The following is a 17983-nucleotide window of genomic DNA, read 5'->3' on the forward strand; positions in this document are numbered from 1 at the left end:
CCGGAGATCTCAGAAACGGGCGAGTTCGGCGCGCAGCCGGTCCAGGCCCATCGGCCCCAGATCCAGCGCCCGCCGATGGAACTCCTTCAGATCGAAACCCGAACCCGCCCGGCGCCGGGCCTCCTCCTGCGCCTCCAGCCAAACCTTCTCCCCCAGCTTGTAGGCGATCGCCTGCCCCGGGCGCCCCAGATACCGGTCTATCTCGAACGCCACCGCCGCGTCGGGGTCGGGCCCCTTGCGCGCCCGCAGGAACTCCCACCCCAGCTCCGGCGTCCACCGCTCCCCCTCGTGAAAGCCCGTCCCCGCCGGGATCGGCAGCTCCAGGTGCAGCCCGATGTCCAGGATCACCCGCGCCGCGCGGAACCGCTGCCCGCCCGCCAGCATCCCCAGCCGGTGCGCCGGATCCCGGTAGTGGCCGAGCTCGTCCATCAGCCGCTCGGCGTACAGCCCCCACCCCTCGCTGTGCCCCGGGTGCAGCTCGCTCGACAGCCGCTGGAACCGGTTCAGCGCCGGGTTCAGCGCGGTCACGCCCAGCTGCAGGTGATGGCCCGGCACACCCTCGTGGAACATCGTCGTCGGGACCGTCCACGTCACCACATCGGCGGACGGGTCCCCCAGCGTCCACCACACCGTCCCCGGACGCGACAGGTCCTCCGCCGGCGCCAGATAGTAGATCCCCGCCTCCACCGGCGAGATCCGGCACTCGATCCGCCGCAGCGGCTCGGGGATGTCGAAATGCACCCCGTCCAGATCCGCGATCGCCCGGTCCGCCAGCTCCTGGATCCACTCCCGGAACGCCTCCGCGCCCCCGATCCGGTACGCGGGGTCGGCGTCCAGCGCCGCCGTCACCGCCGGCAGCGGCTCACCCGGCAGGATCTCCGCCGCCGCGGCGGCCATCTCCGCCTCGATCCGCGCCAGCTCCTCCCAGCCCCACGCGTAGGTCTCCGCCAGATCCAGCTCCGTCCCGAGGAAGTCCCGCACCCCCAGCCGGTACCGGTCGCCGCCCAGCGCGTCCCGCTCCGGCGCCCGCCACGCCAGCTCTCCCGACAGGAACGACGCGAACTCCGCCAGCGCCGCCGACGCCGCCCGCGCCGCCTCCCCCAGCGCCCCCGCCAACGGCCCGTCCCCGTACCGCCCCGCCAGACCCACCAGATACGCCGGGACGTCCCCGCACTCGCGGGCGTTGCGCAGCACCTGCCGCCGCGCCGCCACACTCCCCCGGGCGCACGCCCGCTCCAGCGACACCCGCAGCCCCGCCAGCGCCGCCGGCAGCGCCCGCATCCGCGCGTGCACGGCCTCCCAGTCGGTGCCGGCGCCCCGGTCCAGCAGCTCCACCGCCATCCGCAGCCGCTGGACGGGCCCGTCGGTGGTGTCCAGGAACCCCTCCCGCACCCCCGCCTCGTCCAGCGCCACCTCCACCTCAAGGCGCTCGCGCAGCACCGCAGCCGCGATCCGCCCCGCCTCACCGGCACCGGCCGCGGCGCCGCCGAGCGCCGCCAGCGTCCGCCGCGACAGATCCGCGCGGGCCGCGACCCCGTCCGGCCCGTAGTCGGTCAGCCGCGCGTCCTGCCCCGCGATCCCCATCAGCGCCGCCAGGCACGGGTCCAGCGCCGCGAACTCCTCGACGTACCGGCCGGCAAGGTCATCCAGTTCGGTCACCGCACCAGGCTACGGCCACCACCCCGAAAAGCGATCATGGAAACGTGCCAAACCGGCGCGCCGTCAGCGCGCCTCGGCCGCCAGCCGCACACCCAGCCCCACCAGCACCACACCCGACAGCTGGTCCAGCCGCCGCCGCACCGCGGGGCGCCCCAGCGCCCGCCGCGCCGCCGCGACCGTCCACACCACCGCCGTGTACCAGACCAGGTCGATCAGCGCCCACAGCACCGAGAACCCGATGAGCACCGCCGCCACCGGCCACCCCTCCGGCACGAACTGCGGCAGGAACGACACCGCGAACACCCCCGCCTTCGGATTGGCGAAGTTCGTCACCAGCCCCAGCCGGAACCACCGCCACCCCGCCGCCCCGCGACCGGCATCCGCCCCGTCCACGGTGTCCCCAGTGTCAGCGGTGTCAGCGGTGTCAGCGGTGGGGCGGCTACCGCGCCGCGCCTGCCACAGCGCCCGCACCCCGAACCACACCAGCACCACCGCGCCCGCGATCCGCAGCCCCTCGTACGCCAGCCGCGACGCCGCCAGCAGCGCCGACAGCCCCACCGCCGCCGCCACGCCCCACGCCAGCACGCCCGCCTCGTTGCCCAGCGCCGTCACCACGCCCGCGCGCCGCCCCGACCGCATCGACGCACGCATGATCACCACCGTCGACGGGCCCGGGACCATCGCGATCAACACCGCCGCGCCCGCGAACGCGACCAGACTCTCCAGCATCCCCCCATGCTGACCGGCCCCCGCACCCGCCCGCAACGCCCTTCACCGGCCCGCAGACCCCTACCGCAGACCCCTACCGCGGGGACCTAGAGCGGGGCGCCGTCGTCACCGCCCGTCCCCGACGGCGACGGAGACGGCGTCCCCGGAGACGAGGGCGGCTGCGACGGGGACGGTGTCGGCGACGTCGGCGACGGCGTCGGCGACCGTGACGGCTGCTGGAACGTCGGCGTCGGCTCCGGCGGCGGAGGCGGCGGCTCCTCCGCCGCCGGCTGGCACGCGAACAGCAACCCCATCAGCAGCGCCAGCACCGCCAGCACCGCCGCCAACGCCAGCACCGCCGCCACCAGATTCCGCTCCGGCGGACGCTCCCCCACCGGCCCGGGAACCCCCACCGGCCGCGGCCGCTCCAACGCCGGCTCCCCCGACCCCAGCCAGTACGGCTGGAACTGCGGCCCGCGCCGCCGACCGCCCCACCAGGCCCGCCCCGACCCCTGGAACACCACCGGCTCCAGAAACCGCTCCGCACCCGCACGATCCGACTCGTACAGCGTCGCCACCCACGGCGCCGGACCATCCGGCTGCGCCGCCACCACCGGCGCCGCCCCGCCCGCGTCCCCCACCGGACGCCCCGGACCCGGCACCGCCGCGTTGATCGCGGCACGGAACCGGTCCCGCGCCGCCGCATCCCCGGCGGCCCCCTGGTTCAGCACCGCCACGCTCGCGCGCCGCCCCTCACCGTCCACCCCCAGGAACACGATCCCGGCGGCGGACTCCGACAAACGCGCCGACAAACGGAACGGCCCCAGCTGAGCGGGATCCCCCGGCGGCAACGGCCTCGACATGGCCGCAACACTAACAACCACGCCCTACCATCAGGGCCAGGACGGCCCCACCCCCGCACACCGGGCACACCGGACCCTCAACCGATCACCGGCGACGCGCACGTATCCCGAACGAACGGGTACAAGTGATCGCGTAGGGTCGAAACGCGTCACCCGGCACACCAGAACGGGGCTACCGAGGGACAGTGAGGGACACCCACATGACCATCGCCGCCACCGACGTCGACGAGGCCGCGGCACTCCTGCAGAACACCCTCGCCGAGGTCAAGAAGGTCATCGTCGGCCAGGAACACATGGTCGAACGCATGATCGTCGCGCTCCTCGCCCGCGGCCACTGCCTCATCGAAGGCGTCCCCGGCGTCGCCAAGACCCTCGCCGTCGGCACCCTCGCCCAAGTCGTCGGCGGCACCTTCGCCCGCCTCCAGTTCACCCCCGACCTCGTCCCCTCCGACATCGTCGGAACCCGGATCTACCACCCCTCCACCGAGCAGTTCGACGTCGAACTCGGCCCCGTCTTCGTCAACTTCGTCCTCGCCGACGAGATCAACCGCGCCCCCGCCAAAGTCCAGTCCGCCCTCCTGGAGGTCATGGCCGAACGCCAGGTCTCCCTCGGCGGCAACACCTACCCCCTCCCCAACCCCTTCATCGTCCTCGCCACCCAGAACCCCATCGAATCCGAAGGCGTCTACCCCCTCCCCGAAGCCCAGCGCGACCGCTTCCTCATGAAGATCGACGTCCACCACCCCGCCGCCCACGAGGAACTCCAGATCCTCCAGCGGATGAGCGTCGACCCGCCCGAGGCCGCCCAGATCCTCGACACCGCGGGCCTCGCCGGCCTCCAACGCGCCGCCGAAGAGGTCTCCGTCCACGAACTCATCGCCGACTACATCGTCCGCCTCGTCATGGCCACCCGCGAACCCGACCAGTACCGCCTCCCCGACCTGCGCGGCGTCATCGACATCGGCGCCAGCCCCCGCGCCACCCTCGGCCTCGCCTCCGCCGCCCGCGCCCTCGCCCTCATCTCCGGACGCGACTACGTCCTGCCCGACGACGTCCGCGCCGTCGCCCGCGACGTCATGTCCCACCGCCTCGTCCTCACCTTCGACGCCCTCGCCGACGGCGTCGACACCGCCGAGGTCATCGCCCAGATCCTCGCCGCCGTCCCCCCGCCCCGCGTCGTGTGGAACCACGGAGCGGCGGCGGTGACCACCGCATGAACCCCCGCCCCACCACCACCCGCCGCCGGCGCAGCGGCAAACTCGCCCACCTCGCCCCCGAACGCACCCTGCGCCGCCTCGAACTCCAGGTCACCCGCCGCCTCGACGGCCTCCTCAACGGCGAACACCTCGGCCTCCTGCCCGGCCCCGGCACCGAACTCGCCGAAGCCCGCCTCTACCAGCCCGGCGAAGACGACGTCCGCCACATGGACTGGGCCGTCACCGCCCGCACCACCACCCCCCACGTCCGCGACCTCATCGCCGACCACGAACTCGAAGCCTGGATCCTCGCCGACCTCACCCCCAGCATGGACTTCGGCACCGACACCATGATCAAACGCGACCTCGCCGTCGCCGCCCTCGCCGCCATCGGCTTCCTCACCCTCCGCCTCGGCGACCGCGCCGGCGCCTACCTCCTGCACCCCGACGGCATGCGACGCTGGCCCGCCCGCACCGGCAAAGCCGCCCTCTACGCCCTCCTCCAAGCCGCCCTCGACGCCCGATCCGTCGACGACGCCACCCCCGGCAGCGGCTCCGCCCGCACCGCCACCACCGCCCCGCCCCGCGACCTCGCCACCGCCATCACCGCCCTCGACCGCGGCCAGACCCGCCGCGGCCTGCGCGTCGTCATCTCCGACTTCCTCCACCCCGACGGCGCCGACACCAGCCCCGACGGACCCCACGGCCAACCCGCCTGGGAACGCCCCCTGCGCCGCCTCACCGCCCGCCACCAGGTCCTCGCCATCGAGATCATCGACCCCCGCGAACTCGACCTCCCCGACGTCGGCCTCGTCGAGATGACCGACCCCGAGACCGGAACCGTCCACGAGATCGTCCTCAGCCGCCGCGTCCGCGAACAATACGCCGCAGCGGCCGCCGCCCAGCGCGAGCACACCCGCGCCGCCCTCCGCCGCAGCGGCGCCCACCACCTCATCCTGCGCACCGACCGCGACTGGATCGCCGACATCGCCCGCTTCGCCCTCCGCCAGCGCCGCGCCGCCGGCCGGCCTTTCACCACAGCGGGAGCGCGCCCATGACCTTCCTGTCACCCGAACGCCTCTGGATCCTCGGCCTCCTGCCGCTCCTCGCCGCCGCCTACACGCTGCTGCAGCTCCGCCGCCGCAGCTACGCCGTCCGCTTCACCAACCTCGCCCTGCTCTCCCAGGTCGCCCCCAAACGACCCGGCTGGCGCCGCCATGTCGCCGCCACCCTCTTCCTCATCATGATCGCCCTCATGATGATCGGGTTCGCCCGCCCCGCCAGCTCCGTCAAGGTCCCCCGCGACCGCGCCACCATCATGGTCGCCGTCGACGTCTCCCTGTCCATGATGGCCAGGGACGTCACCCCCAGCCGCCTCGACGCCGCCAAGACCGCCGCCAAGAACTTCATCGACGAACTCCCCGGACGCTTCAACGTCGGCGTCGTCGCCTTCGCCGGCAACGCCAACCTCGTCGCCGCCCCCTCAGCCGACCGCGACGCCGCCGTCGCCTCCCTCGACCAGCTCGCCCTCGCCAAGCGCACCGCCATCGGCGAAGCCGTCTTCACCTCCCTGCAGGCCGTCCGCTCCTTCGACGCCGAAGCCCGCCAGGACCCCCCACCCGCCCACATCGTCCTGCTCTCCGACGGCGACAACACCACCGGACGCTCCGTCCAGGAGGCCGTCGACGCCGCCCGCACCGCACAGATCCCCGTCTCCACCATCGCCTTCGGCACCCCCTACGGCACCGTCGACATCGAAGGCGAGACCACAAGCGTCTCGGTCAACAAGGAGACCCTCAAGACCCTCGCCGAAAGCACCCAGGGCAAGGCCTACGAGGCCGCCGACGGCGGGCAGCTCCGCGAGGTCTACCGCAACATCGGCACCTCCCTCGGCTTCAAGACCGAGCACCGCGACGTCGCCGCCCGCTACATCGGCATCGCGCTGTTGTTCGCCCTCGCCGCAGGCGGCACCTCCCTCGCCTGGTTCTCCCGCCTCCCCTGACACCCGCACGCTCAGGACGGGCACGCTCAGGACAGGCACTCCAGCGCCGCGCGCACGTACGCCTCCGACCGGTCCGAACCGATCACACCCGGCGCCATCCGGTTCATCATGTACGCGATCGTCGTCCGCGACTCCAGATCCATGATGATCAGCGAACCGCCCCAGCCGCCCCAGTAGCACACCCGCCCCCGCGGCACGTACGGCACCGTCTCGGCCTCCGGAAGCGCGTACCCGACCCCGAACCGCAACGGGACGCCCAGCACCAGATCGACCCCATGGCTCTGCTCGTCGAAGACGGCCTCCAGCCCGTCCGCCGACAGCAGCCGCACCCCGTCCACCGTCCCGCCCAGCGACACCGCCGACAGGATCCGCGCCACCGACCGCGCGTTCCCATGCCCGTTCAGCGCCCCCAGCTCCGCGCGCCGCCACGCCCCGGTGTTGGCCGCCTCCGGATCGGGCACCGGCCCCGTGAACACCTTGAACGCCACGCTCCCCTCCTGCGGAGCGCCCCCCTCGGGCGGCGGCGGGACGACCGGCGCGATCCGCCCCCAGTCGCCCTCCACCGCCCCCACCTGGAAGTCCGCGCCCAGCGGACCGGCGATCTCCGCCGCCACGAACTCCCGCAACGACCTGCCCGACACCCGCCGCACCAGCTCCCCCACCAGATGGCCCTGGTTCTGCGCGTGGTACCCCGACGCCGTGCCCGGCTCCCACCACGGCGCCTGCGCGGCCAGCCGCGCCGTCGCGGCGTCCCGGTCGTACATGTCCGCAAGCCGGAACGGCGCCTCCCAGCCCGCCACACCCGAGGTGTGCCCGAGGACGTGGCGGACCTCGACGCGCTCCTTGCCGTTCTCGGCGAACTCCGGCCAGTACTTCGCCACCGGCGCGTACAGGTCCAGCAGCCCCCGATCGGCCAGCATCAGCGCGGCGAGGTTGGTCACCGTCTTGGTCGTCGACCACACGTTGGTGATGGTGTCCCTTGTCCACGGGGTCCGGCGCCCCGTGTCGCACCACCCGCCCCAGATGTCGACCACGGTGCGCCCCTCGACGTCGATGACGAGGCTCGCCCCGAGCTCCTCACCCGAATCCAGCCGCTGCGCGAACACGTCCCGCACCTGCTCCAGCGCGGCGTCGACCTTTCCCTGCACCTCGACCACGGGGGGCTCCTCCCTGCGCTGAACGCAACGTTGGGATATGATCGCTGCATCATGCAACATTTATGGGTCTGTGTTGCAGTTTGGCACCCCCTCCCCACCGGTGCAACCCTGGCGGCACGGCCGAACACACGGACGGCGGCGAAGGAGTCTGCACGGTGACCGAACGACCAGGCACCACGGCCACCGGCGGCACCGCCCTGCAGCGCGCGCTCGGCCAAGGCCCTGCCCGCCGCCGGCCCACCGTCCTGGACGCGTTCGCGGCCGCCCGCCGGCGGTTCGCCGCGGGCGGGCGCATCGAAATGCAGAGCCTCGCCGACGAAGTCGGCGTCAACCGCGTCACCCTCTACCGGTGGGTCGGCTCACGCGAGCAGCTCATCACCGAGATCCTGTGGTCCGCCACGCAGAAGAGCTTCGAGGCCTACCGCGGGCAGATCGCCGACGGCCCCCGCGCGGCGGCCGCGCTCACCATGTTCGTCCGCGACGTCAACGACCACAGCGGCATGCAACGCCTCCTGCACGACGAGCCGGAACTCGCGCTCACCCTGCTGACCAGCGCGTCCGGCGAGTACGAGTGCCGCTACCTCGCCCTGGTCCGCGACCTCATCGCCGAAGACCGCGCGGCCGGGCTGATGTCGGACGAGGTGCCGCTGGACGATCTCGCCTACGCGGCGGTGCGCATCACCGAGTCGTACATACATACACGCGTCATCACCGGCGAAGAGCCCGACGCCGAACGGGCCGGAGCCGTCCTGCGCGCCCTCCTGCGCTGACTCCGCATCGGGCCGCCGCCGCTGGTACGGTCGGCGGACGTGGGGGAACACTACTTCGCCGAACGCCCGGACGCCGCGAGCCACCGCCGCACCGTCGACCTCGTCCTGCCCGACATGCACCTGCGGCTGACCACCGACAGCGGCATGTTCTCCCCCGAGCGCGTCGACCCCGGCACCCGCGTCCTGCTGGAGACCGTCCCCGATCCCCCCGCCACCGGCGACCTCCTCGACCTCGGCTGCGGGTACGGCCCCATCGCCCTCACCATGGCCAAGCGTTCGCCTCAGGCGAGGGTTCTGGGAGTGGATGTGAATCAGCGTGCGTTGGATGCCGCTGAGGAGAATGCCAAAACCGCCGGCCTTGACAATGTAAGGTTCAGCTTGGCGGACAGCGCCGACCCCGCGCTGCGCTTCGCCGCGATCTGGTCCAACCCCCCGATCCGCATCGGCAAGGCCGCCCTGCACGACCTCCTCCTCTCCTGGCTCCCCCGCCTCACCCCCGGCGGCCTCGCCCACCTCGTCGTCCAGAAGCACCTCGGCTCCGACTCCCTCCAGCGGTGGCTCGGCGGCCAGGGCTTCCCCACCGAGCGGATCGCCTCCCGGTCCGCCTACCGCGTCCTGCGCGTCGCACCCCGCACGGAAGGCCCCACCCGATGACCACCCCCGACCCCGCGCAGGGACGCCGCCAGCTGCGCCCCACCGACGTCAAGCGCCTCAACCGCGACTGGCGCCGCCGCACCGGCGCCCGCCTCGGCCTGCTCGTCGAATCGGTCACCCAGCCGTTCAACATCGGCTCGATCGTCCGCAGCGCCGCCGTCTTCGGCGTCGAGCACCTCTGGCTCGCCGGCAACGCCACGCCCCCAACCCAGCGCAACGTCGCCAAGACCGCCCTCGGCACCGAACGGCTCGTCCCCTGGGAACACGCCGGCACCCCCGCCGAGGCCGCCGCCGCCGTCCGCAAGGAAGGCCTGCGCCTCATCGCCGTCGAGCTCACCGCCGACGCCGTCCCCCTCCACGAGGCCCCCCTCGACGGCGACGTCTGCCTGGCCGTCGGCGGCGAGGACCACGGCTGCTCCCCCGCCCTGCTCGCCGCCGCCGACGCCGTCACCTACATCCCGCAGATCGGGCGCGTCGGCTCCCTCAACGTCGCCGTCGCCACCGCCATCGCCCTCGCCGAGGCCCGCCGCCGCGAGTGGAGCGCCTGACCCCACTGCACCCGCGCCCCCTTCACAAATGGGTGCCGCCACCCATGGCCGGAAGCGTCCCCTACACCCATGGTGGAGGTTCGCCATGCCCTGTCCCCGAAGGCCGAAGGGAGCCCACAGCGATGACGGTCAACAGCGCGGTCAACGGTGCGCCCGGCGGGTACCCGCCCGGCGGAGCGGCGGCCCGGCGGGCACGCGACCTGCTGGAGCAGGAGCGCCGCACCCGCGTCGCGCAGCTGGCCGTCCTGGAGCACCAGCGGGGGCCCGAACCCGACGAGGGCGCCCACGCCCGCCGCGACACCCTCCAGGACGCCCTGCGGGAGATCGACGCCGCCCTCACCCGCCTCGCCGACGGCACCTACGGCCGCTGCGAGGACTGCGGCGGCACCGTCCCCGAAGGCCGCCTGGAGATCATCCCCTACGCGCGCCGCTGCGTCGGCTGCCAGCAGCGGCGACGCTGACCGCCATGCCCGCCGCGGAACCGAGCGCCGGCCTCGACCTCGGCAGCAGCCGCGTCCGCGCGGTCCTGCCCGCCCTGGACATGATCATCGACCGTCCCGCCACCGCCGCCGGCCGCCTCCAGGCCGCCGGCGGGGACGTCCGGACGGCCGCCGCCCGCCCCATCGAGCACGGCATGGTCACCGACGCCCGGGCCTGCACCCGCCTCACCCGGCTCGTCCTGCTGGAGGCCGGCCCCGGCCTCGCCCTGCGGCAGATCCTGCTCGCGGTGCCCTCCGCCGCGAGCAGGGTCCAGCTCGGCCGCGCGACCGGCGCCGTCCGCGCGGCCGCCGGCTGCCCCGTCCGGACCCTGGAGGCCCCGCTCGCCGCCGCCGTGGGCGCCGGGATCGGCCTCGGCGACCCGCGCCCCCGCCTCGTCGTGGACATCGGCGCCGGCATCGTCGAGACCGCCGTCGTCATCAGGGGCCGCGTCCACTCCGTCCGGTCCATCCAGTACCTGCCCGAACACCGGCCCGGCCACCCCCTGCCCCGGCTGCCCGAGCACGTCCGCGCGCGGCTCACCGCATGCGTCCGGCACCTTCTGGACGACCTGCCCGCACCGCTGCGGCGCGCCGCCCGCGACGTCGGGCTCGTGCTCACCGGCGGCGGCGCCCGGCTGCCGTCCCTGCCCGGACGCCTCACCGCCGAGATGGGGCTCACCGTCACCATCGCCCGCGACCCGGCCCGCGCCACCGTCCGCGGCCTCGCCCACGCCTGCCGCGCCCCGGACGCCTGGCGCCTCACCGACACCTGACCCGCCCGCGCCGCCGCGCGCTATGATCATCCCGTGCAGTTCCTCATATTTGCGTAGGACGCCCCCGCCGTCGCACATGTGACGGCGGCCTCCGGCATCCCCGCAGTCCGCCCCCTCCGGGCCCCTTCTGAGGAACTCCCCCGTGACATCGTCGTCGTACGCGGCCGTCCTGCGCACACCCCACGCATCCCGCACCTTCGCGCTCGCCTTTCTCGGACGCCTGTCCTACGGGACGGTCTTCCTGTCCCTGACCCTGGCGCTCACCGCCTCCACCGGCTCCTACGCCCAGGCGGGCGCGCTCGTGGCCCTGGAGGGCCTCACCGTCTCCGTCCTGTCGCCGGTGCGCGCCGCGCTCATCGACCGGCACGGGCCGCGCCGCGCCCTCCCCCCGATGACCGCCGCCTACGCCCTCGTCCTCACCGCCTTCGCGGCCCTCACCTGGCGCCCGGGAGCGCCCCTCGCGCTGCTCGCCGTGCTGGCCATGGCCGCCGGTGTCACCGCTCCCCCGGTCGGCGTGGTGATGCGGACGCTGTGGAGCGGCCTGCTGCCGGCCGGCCCGCTCCTGCGCCGGGCCTACAGCCTCGACACCGTCTCCGAGGAGCTGGTGTTCGTCGCCGGGCCGCTCCTGGCGGGGCTGCTGGCGGCGGCCGCCGCGCCGTCCCTCGGGATCCTGGTCAGCGCCGTCCTGATCGCCGCCGGCACCGCCGGCATGGTCACCTCACCGGCCGCGGGCCCGCGGCCGGCACCGCGGCCGGTGACACCGCGCCGGGGGCCGCGCACCCGGATCTTCCCGGCCGCCCCGGCGGTGGCCGCGGCGGCGACCGGCGTCGTCCTCGGCTCGACCGGGCTGCTCGCCATCGCCTTCACCGAGCGCCACCACCAGCCCGGCGCCGTCGCGTGGGTCGAGGCCGCGGTCGCCGCCGGGAGCACCATCGGCGGCCTGGGCTACGGCGCCCTCGGCCTTCCCGCCCCCGGGCGGGCCCGCCTCGCCGTCCTCCTCGTCCCGCTCGGGCTCGCCCCCGCCGCCGCGGGCCTGGCGCCGTCCACCGCGGCCCTGGCCGCCCTGGCGTGCGCCGCCGGGCTGTTCGTCGGCCCGGCCCTGACCACCGCCTACCTCCTGGCGGACGAGGCGGCGCCGCCGGGCGCCCGCACCCGTGCCATGGCCTGGGTGAACACCGCGCTCAACCTCGGCGCCGCGGGCGGGACCGCGGCCACCGGAGCGGCCCTGGACACCTTCCCGCTGCCGGCGTGCTACGTCCTCGCCGCGGCCCCCGCCCTCCTCGCCCCGGCGCTGCTGCTCGCGTTGCCGAAACGGCAACACGATTCGCGGAAACCGGCCGGTGCGGCGCACGATCAGGGCATGGACGACACCACCACCCACCAGGAGTACTGGGACGGCCGATACTCCGAGCACCACCACCTGTGGAGCGGCGACCCCAACGCCGTCCTCGTCGAAGAGGTCACCGGGCTGGAGCCCGGCACCGCCCTGGACCTCGGCTGCGGCGAGGGCGCCGACGCGATCTGGCTGGCGCGGCGGGGCTGGCGCGTCACCGCCGCCGACATCTCCGGCGTCGCGCTCGAACGCGCCGCCCGCCACGCCGCCGAGGCCGGCGTCGCCGACCGCGTCGACTGGCAGCGGCACGACCTCGCCGTGTCCTTCCCCGAGGGGACCTACGACCTGGTCTCGGCGCAGTTCCTGCACTCCCCCGCCGACATGCCGCGCGAGGAGATCCTGCGGTCGGCCGCCGCGGCCGTCGCGCCCGGCGGGGTCCTGCTCATCGTCGGCCACGCAGGTCCCCCGCCCTGGGACTCCGACGCCCACGGCGGCGTGCACCTGCCGACGCCGGAGGAGGTCAGGCTGTCCCTGCGGCTCCCGGACGGCGGATGGGAGGTCCTGCGAAGCGGCGAGCACGAGCGCGTCCAGACCGCGCCGGACGGGCGCACCATGACCCGCACCGACAACGCCCTCAAACTACGGCGCCGGACAGGCTGACCGGCCGGGCCGCCGATGTCACCGGGACGCGGTCCGCTCCATCAGCTCGGCGAACTCCTCCAGGGAGATCCTGCCGTCCCGGTTGGCGTCGGCGGCCACGACCACCTCCACGGCGCGGGTGTCGGTGACGTCCTGCCCGAGCCTGGTCATGAGGTTCTTCAGCTCGTCGGTCGAGATGTAGCCGTCGCCGTCCACGTCCACCAGCTCGAACGTCGCCCGGTACTCGTCCACGTCCGCCATGCGCGTGCTCCTTCGTTGATCGATTGCGGCGCCGACGCTAGCACTGGGCCTTCACCACCCGTGGCCTTTACACAGTAAGGTCAACCTGGGGCGCAAGGTCCGCCATAATCGGTCGGGTGCGGCGCTCGTACGAATTCCTCGACCATCCCGGCCCGATCCCCTTCGCCCACCGCGGCGGCGCCGGGCGCCCGGAGAACTCCATGGCCGCGTTCCAGCGCGCCCTCGACCTCGGCTACCGCTACCTGGAGACCGACGCGCACGCCACCGCCGACGGCGTGGTCGTCGCCTTCCACGACCGCACCCTGGACCGCGTCACCGACCGCACCGGCGCCATCGCCCGGCTCCCCTTCACCGAGGTCCAGAAGGCCCGCATCGACGGCGCCGAGCCCATCCCCCGCCTGGAGGACGTCCTCGGCTCCTTCCCGGACGCCCGCGTCAACATCGACCTCAAGGACGCCCCCGTCATCGGCCCGCTCGCCGAGACGCTCCACCGCACCAACGCCTGGCACCGGGTGTGCATCACGTCGTTCTCCACCCGCCGGCTGGCGCAGATGCGCGCCCGCCTCCCGATGTTCACCGACCGCGAGGTGTGCATGGCGCTCGGCCCGCGCGGGCTGATGGCGCTGCGCGCCAAGTCCTACGGCGGGCCCGCCGCCAAGCTCGTCCGCCTCGCCGCCACCGGCGTCGCCTGCGCCCAGGTGCCCTACGGCCTCGGGCCCGTCCCCTTCGTCACCGCCGCGTTCGTCGACCACGCCCACCGGCTCGGCCTGCAGGTCCACGCCTGGACGGTCAACGACCCCGCCGCCATGGAGCGCCTGCTCGACCTCGGCATCGACGGCATCATGACCGACGAGCTGGTCACCCTGCGCCGCATCATGTCCGCCCGCGGCCTCTGGCCCGGCCCCGCCGGCGCGTCCTGACCCGGCGCGCCTCCCGCCCGCGGCGGGCGACGCTCAGGGCCTGAAGCCGGGCGGGCGGTACTCGGCCGCGACGCGCATCGGCCGCGCGGGCTGCTGCGGCCGCTCGGCGGGCCGGGACGGCTGCCCCGGCGGAACCGTCCCGCCGACCTGCAGGTCGAGGCGCTGGGACCGGATCGTCTCCAGGAGCTCCAGGTCCTCCGGGGAGACCAGGGCGGCCATCACCCGGCCGCGCCGCGTCAGCTTCACGGGCTCGCCGGTGTAGGCGACCCGGTTCACCAGGTCCGCGAACTGGGCACGTGCTTCGGTTACCGGAACATCCACGTGATTCATCGTATAGCGAAATACCCGATCTTCCTCTGGCCGCCCGCGTCCCACGGGTCTAGAGTCCCTACGTACGTAGCGTACGAAATGTACAGATGATCAAGGAGGAGCGCGGTGAGCGTCGAACCGAGGCGGGAAGACGGCGGCCGGAGGCCGGAGACGTTCGCCGGCAGGTCGCGGGCCAGCGTGACGGAGATGCCGCGCCTCCCGGACGCGCAGCTGTACGAGCGGCTCCTGGCGCAGCGGATCGTGTTCCTCGGCACCGAGATCGACGACCGGACCGCCAACCAGATCAACGCCCAGCTCCTGCTGCTCGCCGCCCAGGACGCCCGGCGCGACATCACCATCTACATCAACTCCCCCGGCGGGGTCGTGGACGCCGGGATGGCGATCTACGACATGATGCAGTTCGTCCCGAACGACATATCCACCGTCGCGATGGGCATGGCCGCGTCCATGGGACAGACGCTGCTGTGCGCCGGGACGCGGGGCAAGCGGTACGCGCTCCGGCACGCGCGGGTGATGATGCACCAGCCGCACGGCGGCATCGGCGGCACCGCCTCCGACATCAAGATCCAGGCCGAGCAGTCCCTCTACCTCAAGCGGACCCTGGCCGAGCGCACCGCGTTCCACACCGGGCAGCCGCTGGAGCAGATCGAGGCCGACGGCGACCGGGACGCGTGGTTCACGGCGGAGGAGGCGCGCCACTACGGTTTCGTCGACCATGTCATCGACAGCACCGACCGGGTGGGCACATGACACGCGCGGAAAGGCGCTCCCTCGTCCCCCAGTTCGAGGAGCGGACGAACTACGGGCGCAAGGACACCGACCCCTACAGCAAGCTGTTCGAAGAACGGATCGTCTTCCTCGGGGCGCCGGTCGACGACATCAGCGCCAACGACGTCACGGCGCAGATGCTGGCGCTGGAGGGGATGGACCCCGACCGGCCCATCTCCCTCTACATCAACTCGCCGGGCGGGTCGCTGACCTCGATGCTGGCGATCTGCGACACCATGCGCTACGTCCGGCCGGAGGTCGAGACGACCTGCGTCGGGCAGGCCGGGTCGGCCGCGGCGGTCCTGCTGGCCGCCGGCTCCCCCGGACGGCGCCAGGCGCTGCGCGGCGCCCGGATCCTGCTGCACGAGCCCGCGATCGAGGTGTCCCGCGGCTACACCACCGACCTGGACATCCAGGCGCGGGAGGTGCTGCGGCTGCGCGCGCAGACCGAGGCGATCCTGGCCGAGGCGACCGGGCGGACGCCCGAGACCGTCCGGCACGACCTGGACCGCGAGCGGTACTTCACCGCCGAGGAGGCCAAGGACTACGGGCTGATCGACGCGGTGCTCACGTCCCGTAACTAGCGGGGCGCCGCGGGACTGTGCGGCACGGCCGGAAACGGCAGGGTTGGATCACGCCGGGCGCGGGAATCTTGTCACGGTATTCAGCGTTGGTCAGGGCAAGACCGCAAGCCGTCTGGGAGGCACGTGACGATGGCCGAGCGCGCACTTCGCGGCACCCGACTCGGAGCGACGAGCTACGAGAACGATCGCAACACCGATCTGGCCCCTCGGCAAGAGGTGGACTACACCTGCACGAAGGGCCACCGGTTCACCGTGACGCTCGCAGCCGAGGCCGAGGTGCCGATGACCTGGGAATGCCGCAACTGCGGCGCCACGGCCCTGCGAGTGGATGGGGAGCTGCCGCAGGCCAAGAAGGGCAAGCCGCCGCGGACCCACTGGGACATGCTCATGGAGCGCAGGACCCTGGAAGACCTTGAGGAGGTTCTGGCCGAGCGCCTGGAGATCCTGCGGGCGGGGCGCAGGAAGTCCGCTTGAGGGGCTGAGAGGTTTCGGCGGTTCGGGCCCGCATCGGGTGACGGTGCGGGCCCGAACCATGTCCGGAGGCCGTCAGCGGCCCGAGCGCGGCAGGACCAGGCCGCTCTCGTAGGCGACGACGACGGCCTGGACGCGGTCCCGCAGCCCGAGCTTGCGCAGGATCCGGCTGACGTGGGTCTTGACCGTCTCCTCCCCCACGACGAGGCGGTCGGCGATCTCGGCGTTGGACAGGCCCGCCGCGACCTGGCGCAGCACGTCGGTCTCGCGCGGCGTCAGCGCGTCCAGGACGTGCGGGGCGGGCGGACGGGGCCGCAGCCGCGCGAACTCCCCGATGAGGCGCCGGGTCACGGCCGGCGCGAGCAGCGCGTCCCCGGCGGCCACGACGCGGACGGCGTCGAACAGCCGCTCGGCCGTGACGTCCTTCAGCAGGAACCCGCTGGCTCCGGCGACCAGCGCGTCGTAGACGTGCTCGTCCAGGTCGAACGTGGTCAGCATCAGGATCCGCGGCGGGTCCTCCCCGGCGGTGATGCGGCGGGTGGCCTCGATGCCGTCCATGGCGGGCATCCGCACGTCCATCAGCACGACGTCGGGCCGGTGCTCGCCGCAGACGCGGATCGCGGCGGCCCCGTCGGCGGCGGTCGCCACCACGGCCAGGTCGGGCTGGGTGCCGAGCAGGGCGCTGAACCCGGCGCGGACGACCTCCTGGTCGTCGGCCACCACCACGCGGACGCTCACGGCCCCTCCCCGGGCGTCCCGCCCAGCGGCAGCGTCGCCTCGACCAGGAAACCGCCGACGGGCCCCGGGCCGGTGCGGACGTCCCCGCCCGCGGCGGCCGCGCGCTCGCGCATGCCGATCAGCCCGTGCCCCGCGGTACCGCCGCCGGGGCCCGGCCCGTTGTCGCGGACGGTGACCCGCAGCGCGTCGGCGGCGTAGTCGAACTCCACGTCGACGGCCGCGCCCGGCGCGTGCCTGCGGGCGTTGGTGAGGGCCTCCTGGACGATCCGGTACGCGGCCAGCTCCAGGCCCGGGTCCAGGGCCGCCACGTCCCCGCGCACGATCAGCCGGACGCCCGCCGCGCCCGAGTCGCGGGTCTCGTCGATCAGGTCCAGCAGCTGCCGCAGGCCCGGCTGCGGGCGCCGGGCGGGCCCGGCGCCGGCGTCCTCGCGCAGCACGCCGAGCAGCCGCCGCATCTCGGTGAGCGCGGTGCGGGCGGTGTCGCCGATGGCCAGCAGCCGCCGGGCGCCCTCGTCCGGCATGCCGGGGACGGCGAGCCGCGCCGTCTCCGCCTGCACCGAGATCATCGAGATGTGGTGGGCGACGACGTCGTGCAGCTCGCGGGCGATCCGGGCGCGTTCACCGCGCGCGGTGTGCTCCAGGAGCGTGACCTCGAACGCCCGGCGGGACGCGTCCCGCACGGCCGCCTCCGCGCGGCGGCGCAGGACCCGGCGCCGCACCAGCACCGCCCACACGGTCGCGAACGCGGTGAGCGCGGCGGCGGCGAGCCCGCCGTGCAGGACGCACGCCGCCGCCGCGGCCCCGGTGATCGTGGCGGCGGCCAGGGCGCCCCGGTCCCGGACGAGGACCAGCGGGAGCGTCGCGCACACGTCCACCACGAGGGCCAGCGGGAGGATCACCCCGGAGTCGTGGGACCGGTAGACGGCCTCGGCGACGGCGGCCGCGGCCAGGCAGCCGCCGGCCACGGGCCACACCGGCCGCCCGGCGCCGTCGACGCTGTCCTTCACGGACGCCATTGTGGCGGGAACGGCGCGCCGCGGCGTCCCTCCTCAGAGGGACGCCCGTCCCCCGGGCCCGGGCGCCGAAGACGCCTCCACGGCGTGATGACCCCGCGCCGCGGCGGTCCGTAG

21 protein-coding genes are annotated in these 17983 nt (G+C 74.2%); 13 read left to right on the top strand and 8 right to left on the bottom strand.

What is annotated here, in order from left to right; all coding sequences use genetic code 11:
* Positions 1–9 precede the first annotated feature (9 nt).
* From BM339_RS25170 to BM339_RS25180, 3 genes are all read right to left on the bottom strand, one after another.
* Positions 10–1659: a DUF885 domain-containing protein gene (locus BM339_RS25170; protein WP_075022414.1), complete on the bottom strand. Its 1650-nt coding sequence runs from the start codon at positions 1657–1659 to the stop codon at positions 10–12.
* Positions 1660–1722: 63 nt separating this feature from the next.
* Positions 1723–2388 (bottom strand): LysE family translocator, encoded by a 666-nt coding sequence (locus tag BM339_RS25175; protein WP_075022415.1) that lies wholly within the window; start codon positions 2386–2388, stop codon positions 1723–1725.
* Between the two features lie 86 nt (positions 2389–2474).
* Entirely contained in the window at positions 2475–3230 is a 756-nt protein-coding gene (locus BM339_RS25180) for a hypothetical protein (protein ID WP_075022416.1), read from the bottom strand.
* Between the two features lie 200 nt (positions 3231–3430).
* Here BM339_RS25180 and BM339_RS25185 point away from each other — a divergent pair, with 200 nt between their 5' ends.
* Genes BM339_RS25185 through BM339_RS25195 form a run of 3 tightly spaced genes read left to right on the top strand, consistent with a single transcriptional unit; the run spans position 3431 to position 6428 of the window.
* Entirely contained in the window at positions 3431–4447 is a 1017-nt protein-coding gene (locus BM339_RS25185) for an AAA family ATPase (RefSeq protein WP_021597733.1), read from the top strand.
* Positions 4444–5484 carry a DUF58 domain-containing protein gene (locus BM339_RS25190; RefSeq protein WP_075022417.1) on the top strand — a complete coding sequence of 347 codons (1041 nt, stop codon included), beginning with the start codon at positions 4444–4446 and terminating at the stop codon, positions 5482–5484. The genes BM339_RS25185 and BM339_RS25190 overlap by 4 nt, the downstream gene beginning before the upstream one ends.
* Complete coding sequence (locus BM339_RS25195) at positions 5481–6428, top strand: VWA domain-containing protein (protein WP_021597735.1); 948 nt, start codon at positions 5481–5483, stop codon at positions 6426–6428. Before BM339_RS25190 ends, BM339_RS25195 begins: the two co-directional genes overlap by 4 nt.
* A gap of 26 nt (positions 6429–6454) precedes the next feature.
* Here the strand turns inward: BM339_RS25195 and BM339_RS25200 are convergent, their stop codons facing one another.
* Positions 6455–7585, bottom strand: coding sequence for a serine hydrolase domain-containing protein (locus BM339_RS25200; RefSeq protein WP_075022418.1), 1131 nt, complete (start codon positions 7583–7585; stop codon positions 6455–6457).
* Positions 7586–7740: 155 nt separating this feature from the next.
* On the opposite strand from BM339_RS25200, the gene BM339_RS25205 reads away from it, so the two are divergent.
* The 6 genes from BM339_RS25205 to BM339_RS50825 all read left to right on the top strand — a co-directional run bounded on the left by BM339_RS25205 (position 7741) and on the right by BM339_RS50825 (position 12802).
* A complete protein-coding gene (locus BM339_RS25205) occupies positions 7741–8355 on the top strand; it encodes a QsdR family transcriptional regulator (protein WP_021597737.1) in 615 nt (204 codons plus the stop codon).
* Positions 8356–8394: 39 nt separating this feature from the next.
* Positions 8395–9009: a class I SAM-dependent methyltransferase gene (locus BM339_RS25210; RefSeq protein ID WP_075022419.1), complete on the top strand. Its 615-nt coding sequence runs from the start codon at positions 8395–8397 to the stop codon at positions 9007–9009.
* Positions 9006–9557, top strand: a complete 552-nt coding sequence (locus BM339_RS25215) for a TrmH family RNA methyltransferase (RefSeq protein WP_021597739.1) — start codon at positions 9006–9008, stop codon at positions 9555–9557. Before BM339_RS25210 ends, BM339_RS25215 begins: the two co-directional genes overlap by 4 nt.
* A gap of 122 nt (positions 9558–9679) precedes the next feature.
* Positions 9680–10018 carry a TraR/DksA family transcriptional regulator gene (locus BM339_RS25220; protein ID WP_021597740.1) on the top strand — a complete coding sequence of 113 codons (339 nt, stop codon included), beginning with the start codon at positions 9680–9682 and terminating at the stop codon, positions 10016–10018.
* A 5-nt stretch (positions 10019–10023) separates the two neighbouring features.
* Positions 10024–10809: a rod shape-determining protein gene (locus tag BM339_RS25225; RefSeq protein ID WP_075022420.1), complete on the top strand. Its 786-nt coding sequence runs from the start codon at positions 10024–10026 to the stop codon at positions 10807–10809.
* Between the two features lie 142 nt (positions 10810–10951).
* Complete coding sequence (locus BM339_RS50825) at positions 10952–12802, top strand: MFS transporter (protein WP_075022421.1); 1851 nt, start codon at positions 10952–10954, stop codon at positions 12800–12802.
* An 18-nt stretch (positions 12803–12820) separates the two neighbouring features.
* Here the strand turns inward: BM339_RS50825 and BM339_RS25235 are convergent, their stop codons facing one another.
* Positions 12821–13042: an EF-hand domain-containing protein gene (locus BM339_RS25235; RefSeq protein ID WP_021599497.1), complete on the bottom strand. Its 222-nt coding sequence runs from the start codon at positions 13040–13042 to the stop codon at positions 12821–12823.
* A gap of 116 nt (positions 13043–13158) precedes the next feature.
* Between BM339_RS25235 and BM339_RS25240 the strand changes: the two genes are divergently transcribed.
* Positions 13159–13962 (top strand): glycerophosphodiester phosphodiesterase family protein, encoded by an 804-nt coding sequence (locus BM339_RS25240; RefSeq protein WP_021599496.1) that lies wholly within the window; start codon positions 13159–13161, stop codon positions 13960–13962.
* Between the two features lie 33 nt (positions 13963–13995).
* On the opposite strand, the gene BM339_RS25245 is transcribed toward BM339_RS25240, so the two are convergent.
* Positions 13996–14283, bottom strand: coding sequence for a type II toxin-antitoxin system Phd/YefM family antitoxin (locus BM339_RS25245; protein ID WP_021599495.1), 288 nt, complete (start codon positions 14281–14283; stop codon positions 13996–13998).
* Positions 14284–14478: 195 nt separating this feature from the next.
* Between BM339_RS25245 and BM339_RS25250 the strand changes: the two genes are divergently transcribed.
* The 3 genes from BM339_RS25250 to BM339_RS25260 all read left to right on the top strand — a co-directional run bounded on the left by BM339_RS25250 (position 14479) and on the right by BM339_RS25260 (position 16118).
* The gene (locus BM339_RS25250; RefSeq protein WP_052357945.1) at positions 14479–15042 is read left to right on the top strand and encodes a ClpP family protease; all 564 of its coding nucleotides are present in this window, start codon (positions 14479–14481) and stop codon (positions 15040–15042) included.
* Positions 15039–15644, top strand: a complete 606-nt coding sequence (locus tag BM339_RS25255; RefSeq protein WP_021599493.1) for an ATP-dependent Clp protease proteolytic subunit — start codon at positions 15039–15041, stop codon at positions 15642–15644. The genes BM339_RS25250 and BM339_RS25255 overlap by 4 nt, the downstream gene beginning before the upstream one ends.
* Before the next feature lie 129 nt (positions 15645–15773).
* On the top strand, positions 15774–16118 hold the full coding sequence (locus BM339_RS25260) for an RNA polymerase-binding protein RbpA (protein WP_024936496.1): 345 nt from the start codon (positions 15774–15776) through the stop codon (positions 16116–16118).
* A 72-nt stretch (positions 16119–16190) separates the two neighbouring features.
* Here the strand turns inward: BM339_RS25260 and BM339_RS25265 are convergent, their stop codons facing one another.
* Both BM339_RS25265 and BM339_RS25270 read right to left on the bottom strand, forming a co-directional pair.
* Positions 16191–16853, bottom strand: a complete 663-nt coding sequence (locus BM339_RS25265; protein WP_021599491.1) for a response regulator — start codon at positions 16851–16853, stop codon at positions 16191–16193.
* Positions 16850–17860 carry a sensor histidine kinase gene (locus tag BM339_RS25270; RefSeq protein WP_218163751.1) on the bottom strand — a complete coding sequence of 337 codons (1011 nt, stop codon included), beginning with the start codon at positions 17858–17860 and terminating at the stop codon, positions 16850–16852. Before BM339_RS25270 ends, BM339_RS25265 begins: the two co-directional genes overlap by 4 nt.
* Positions 17861–17983 lie beyond the last annotated feature (123 nt).

Origin of the sequence: Actinomadura madurae (assembly GCF_900115095.1) — a bacterium.
GTDB lineage: Bacteria > Actinomycetota > Actinomycetes > Streptosporangiales > Streptosporangiaceae > Spirillospora > Spirillospora madurae.

Excerpts from the sequence above, each read along its gene's own strand:
- BM339_RS25175 (WP_075022415.1), bottom strand. The coding sequence starts at position 2,388 with ATGCTGGAGAGTCTGGTCGCGTTCGCGGGCGCGGCGGTGTTGATCGCG.
- BM339_RS25180 (WP_075022416.1), bottom strand. The coding sequence starts at position 3,230 with ATGTCGAGGCCGTTGCCGCCGGGGGATCCCGCTCAGCTGGGGCCGTTC.
- BM339_RS25185 (WP_021597733.1), top strand. The coding sequence starts at position 3,431 with ATGACCATCGCCGCCACCGACGTCGACGAGGCCGCGGCACTCCTGCAG.
- BM339_RS25190 (WP_075022417.1), top strand. The coding sequence starts at position 4,444 with ATGAACCCCCGCCCCACCACCACCCGCCGCCGGCGCAGCGGCAAACTC.
- BM339_RS25195 (WP_021597735.1), top strand. The coding sequence starts at position 5,481 with ATGACCTTCCTGTCACCCGAACGCCTCTGGATCCTCGGCCTCCTGCCG.
- BM339_RS25215 (WP_021597739.1), top strand. The coding sequence starts at position 9,006 with ATGACCACCCCCGACCCCGCGCAGGGACGCCGCCAGCTGCGCCCCACC.
- BM339_RS25220 (WP_021597740.1), top strand. The coding sequence starts at position 9,680 with ATGACGGTCAACAGCGCGGTCAACGGTGCGCCCGGCGGGTACCCGCCC.
- BM339_RS25225 (WP_075022420.1), top strand. The coding sequence starts at position 10,024 with ATGCCCGCCGCGGAACCGAGCGCCGGCCTCGACCTCGGCAGCAGCCGC.
- BM339_RS25235 (WP_021599497.1), bottom strand. The coding sequence starts at position 13,042 with ATGGCGGACGTGGACGAGTACCGGGCGACGTTCGAGCTGGTGGACGTG.
- BM339_RS25250 (WP_052357945.1), top strand. The coding sequence starts at position 14,479 with ATGCCGCGCCTCCCGGACGCGCAGCTGTACGAGCGGCTCCTGGCGCAG.
- BM339_RS25255 (WP_021599493.1), top strand. The coding sequence starts at position 15,039 with ATGACACGCGCGGAAAGGCGCTCCCTCGTCCCCCAGTTCGAGGAGCGG.
- BM339_RS25260 (WP_024936496.1), top strand. The coding sequence starts at position 15,774 with ATGGCCGAGCGCGCACTTCGCGGCACCCGACTCGGAGCGACGAGCTAC.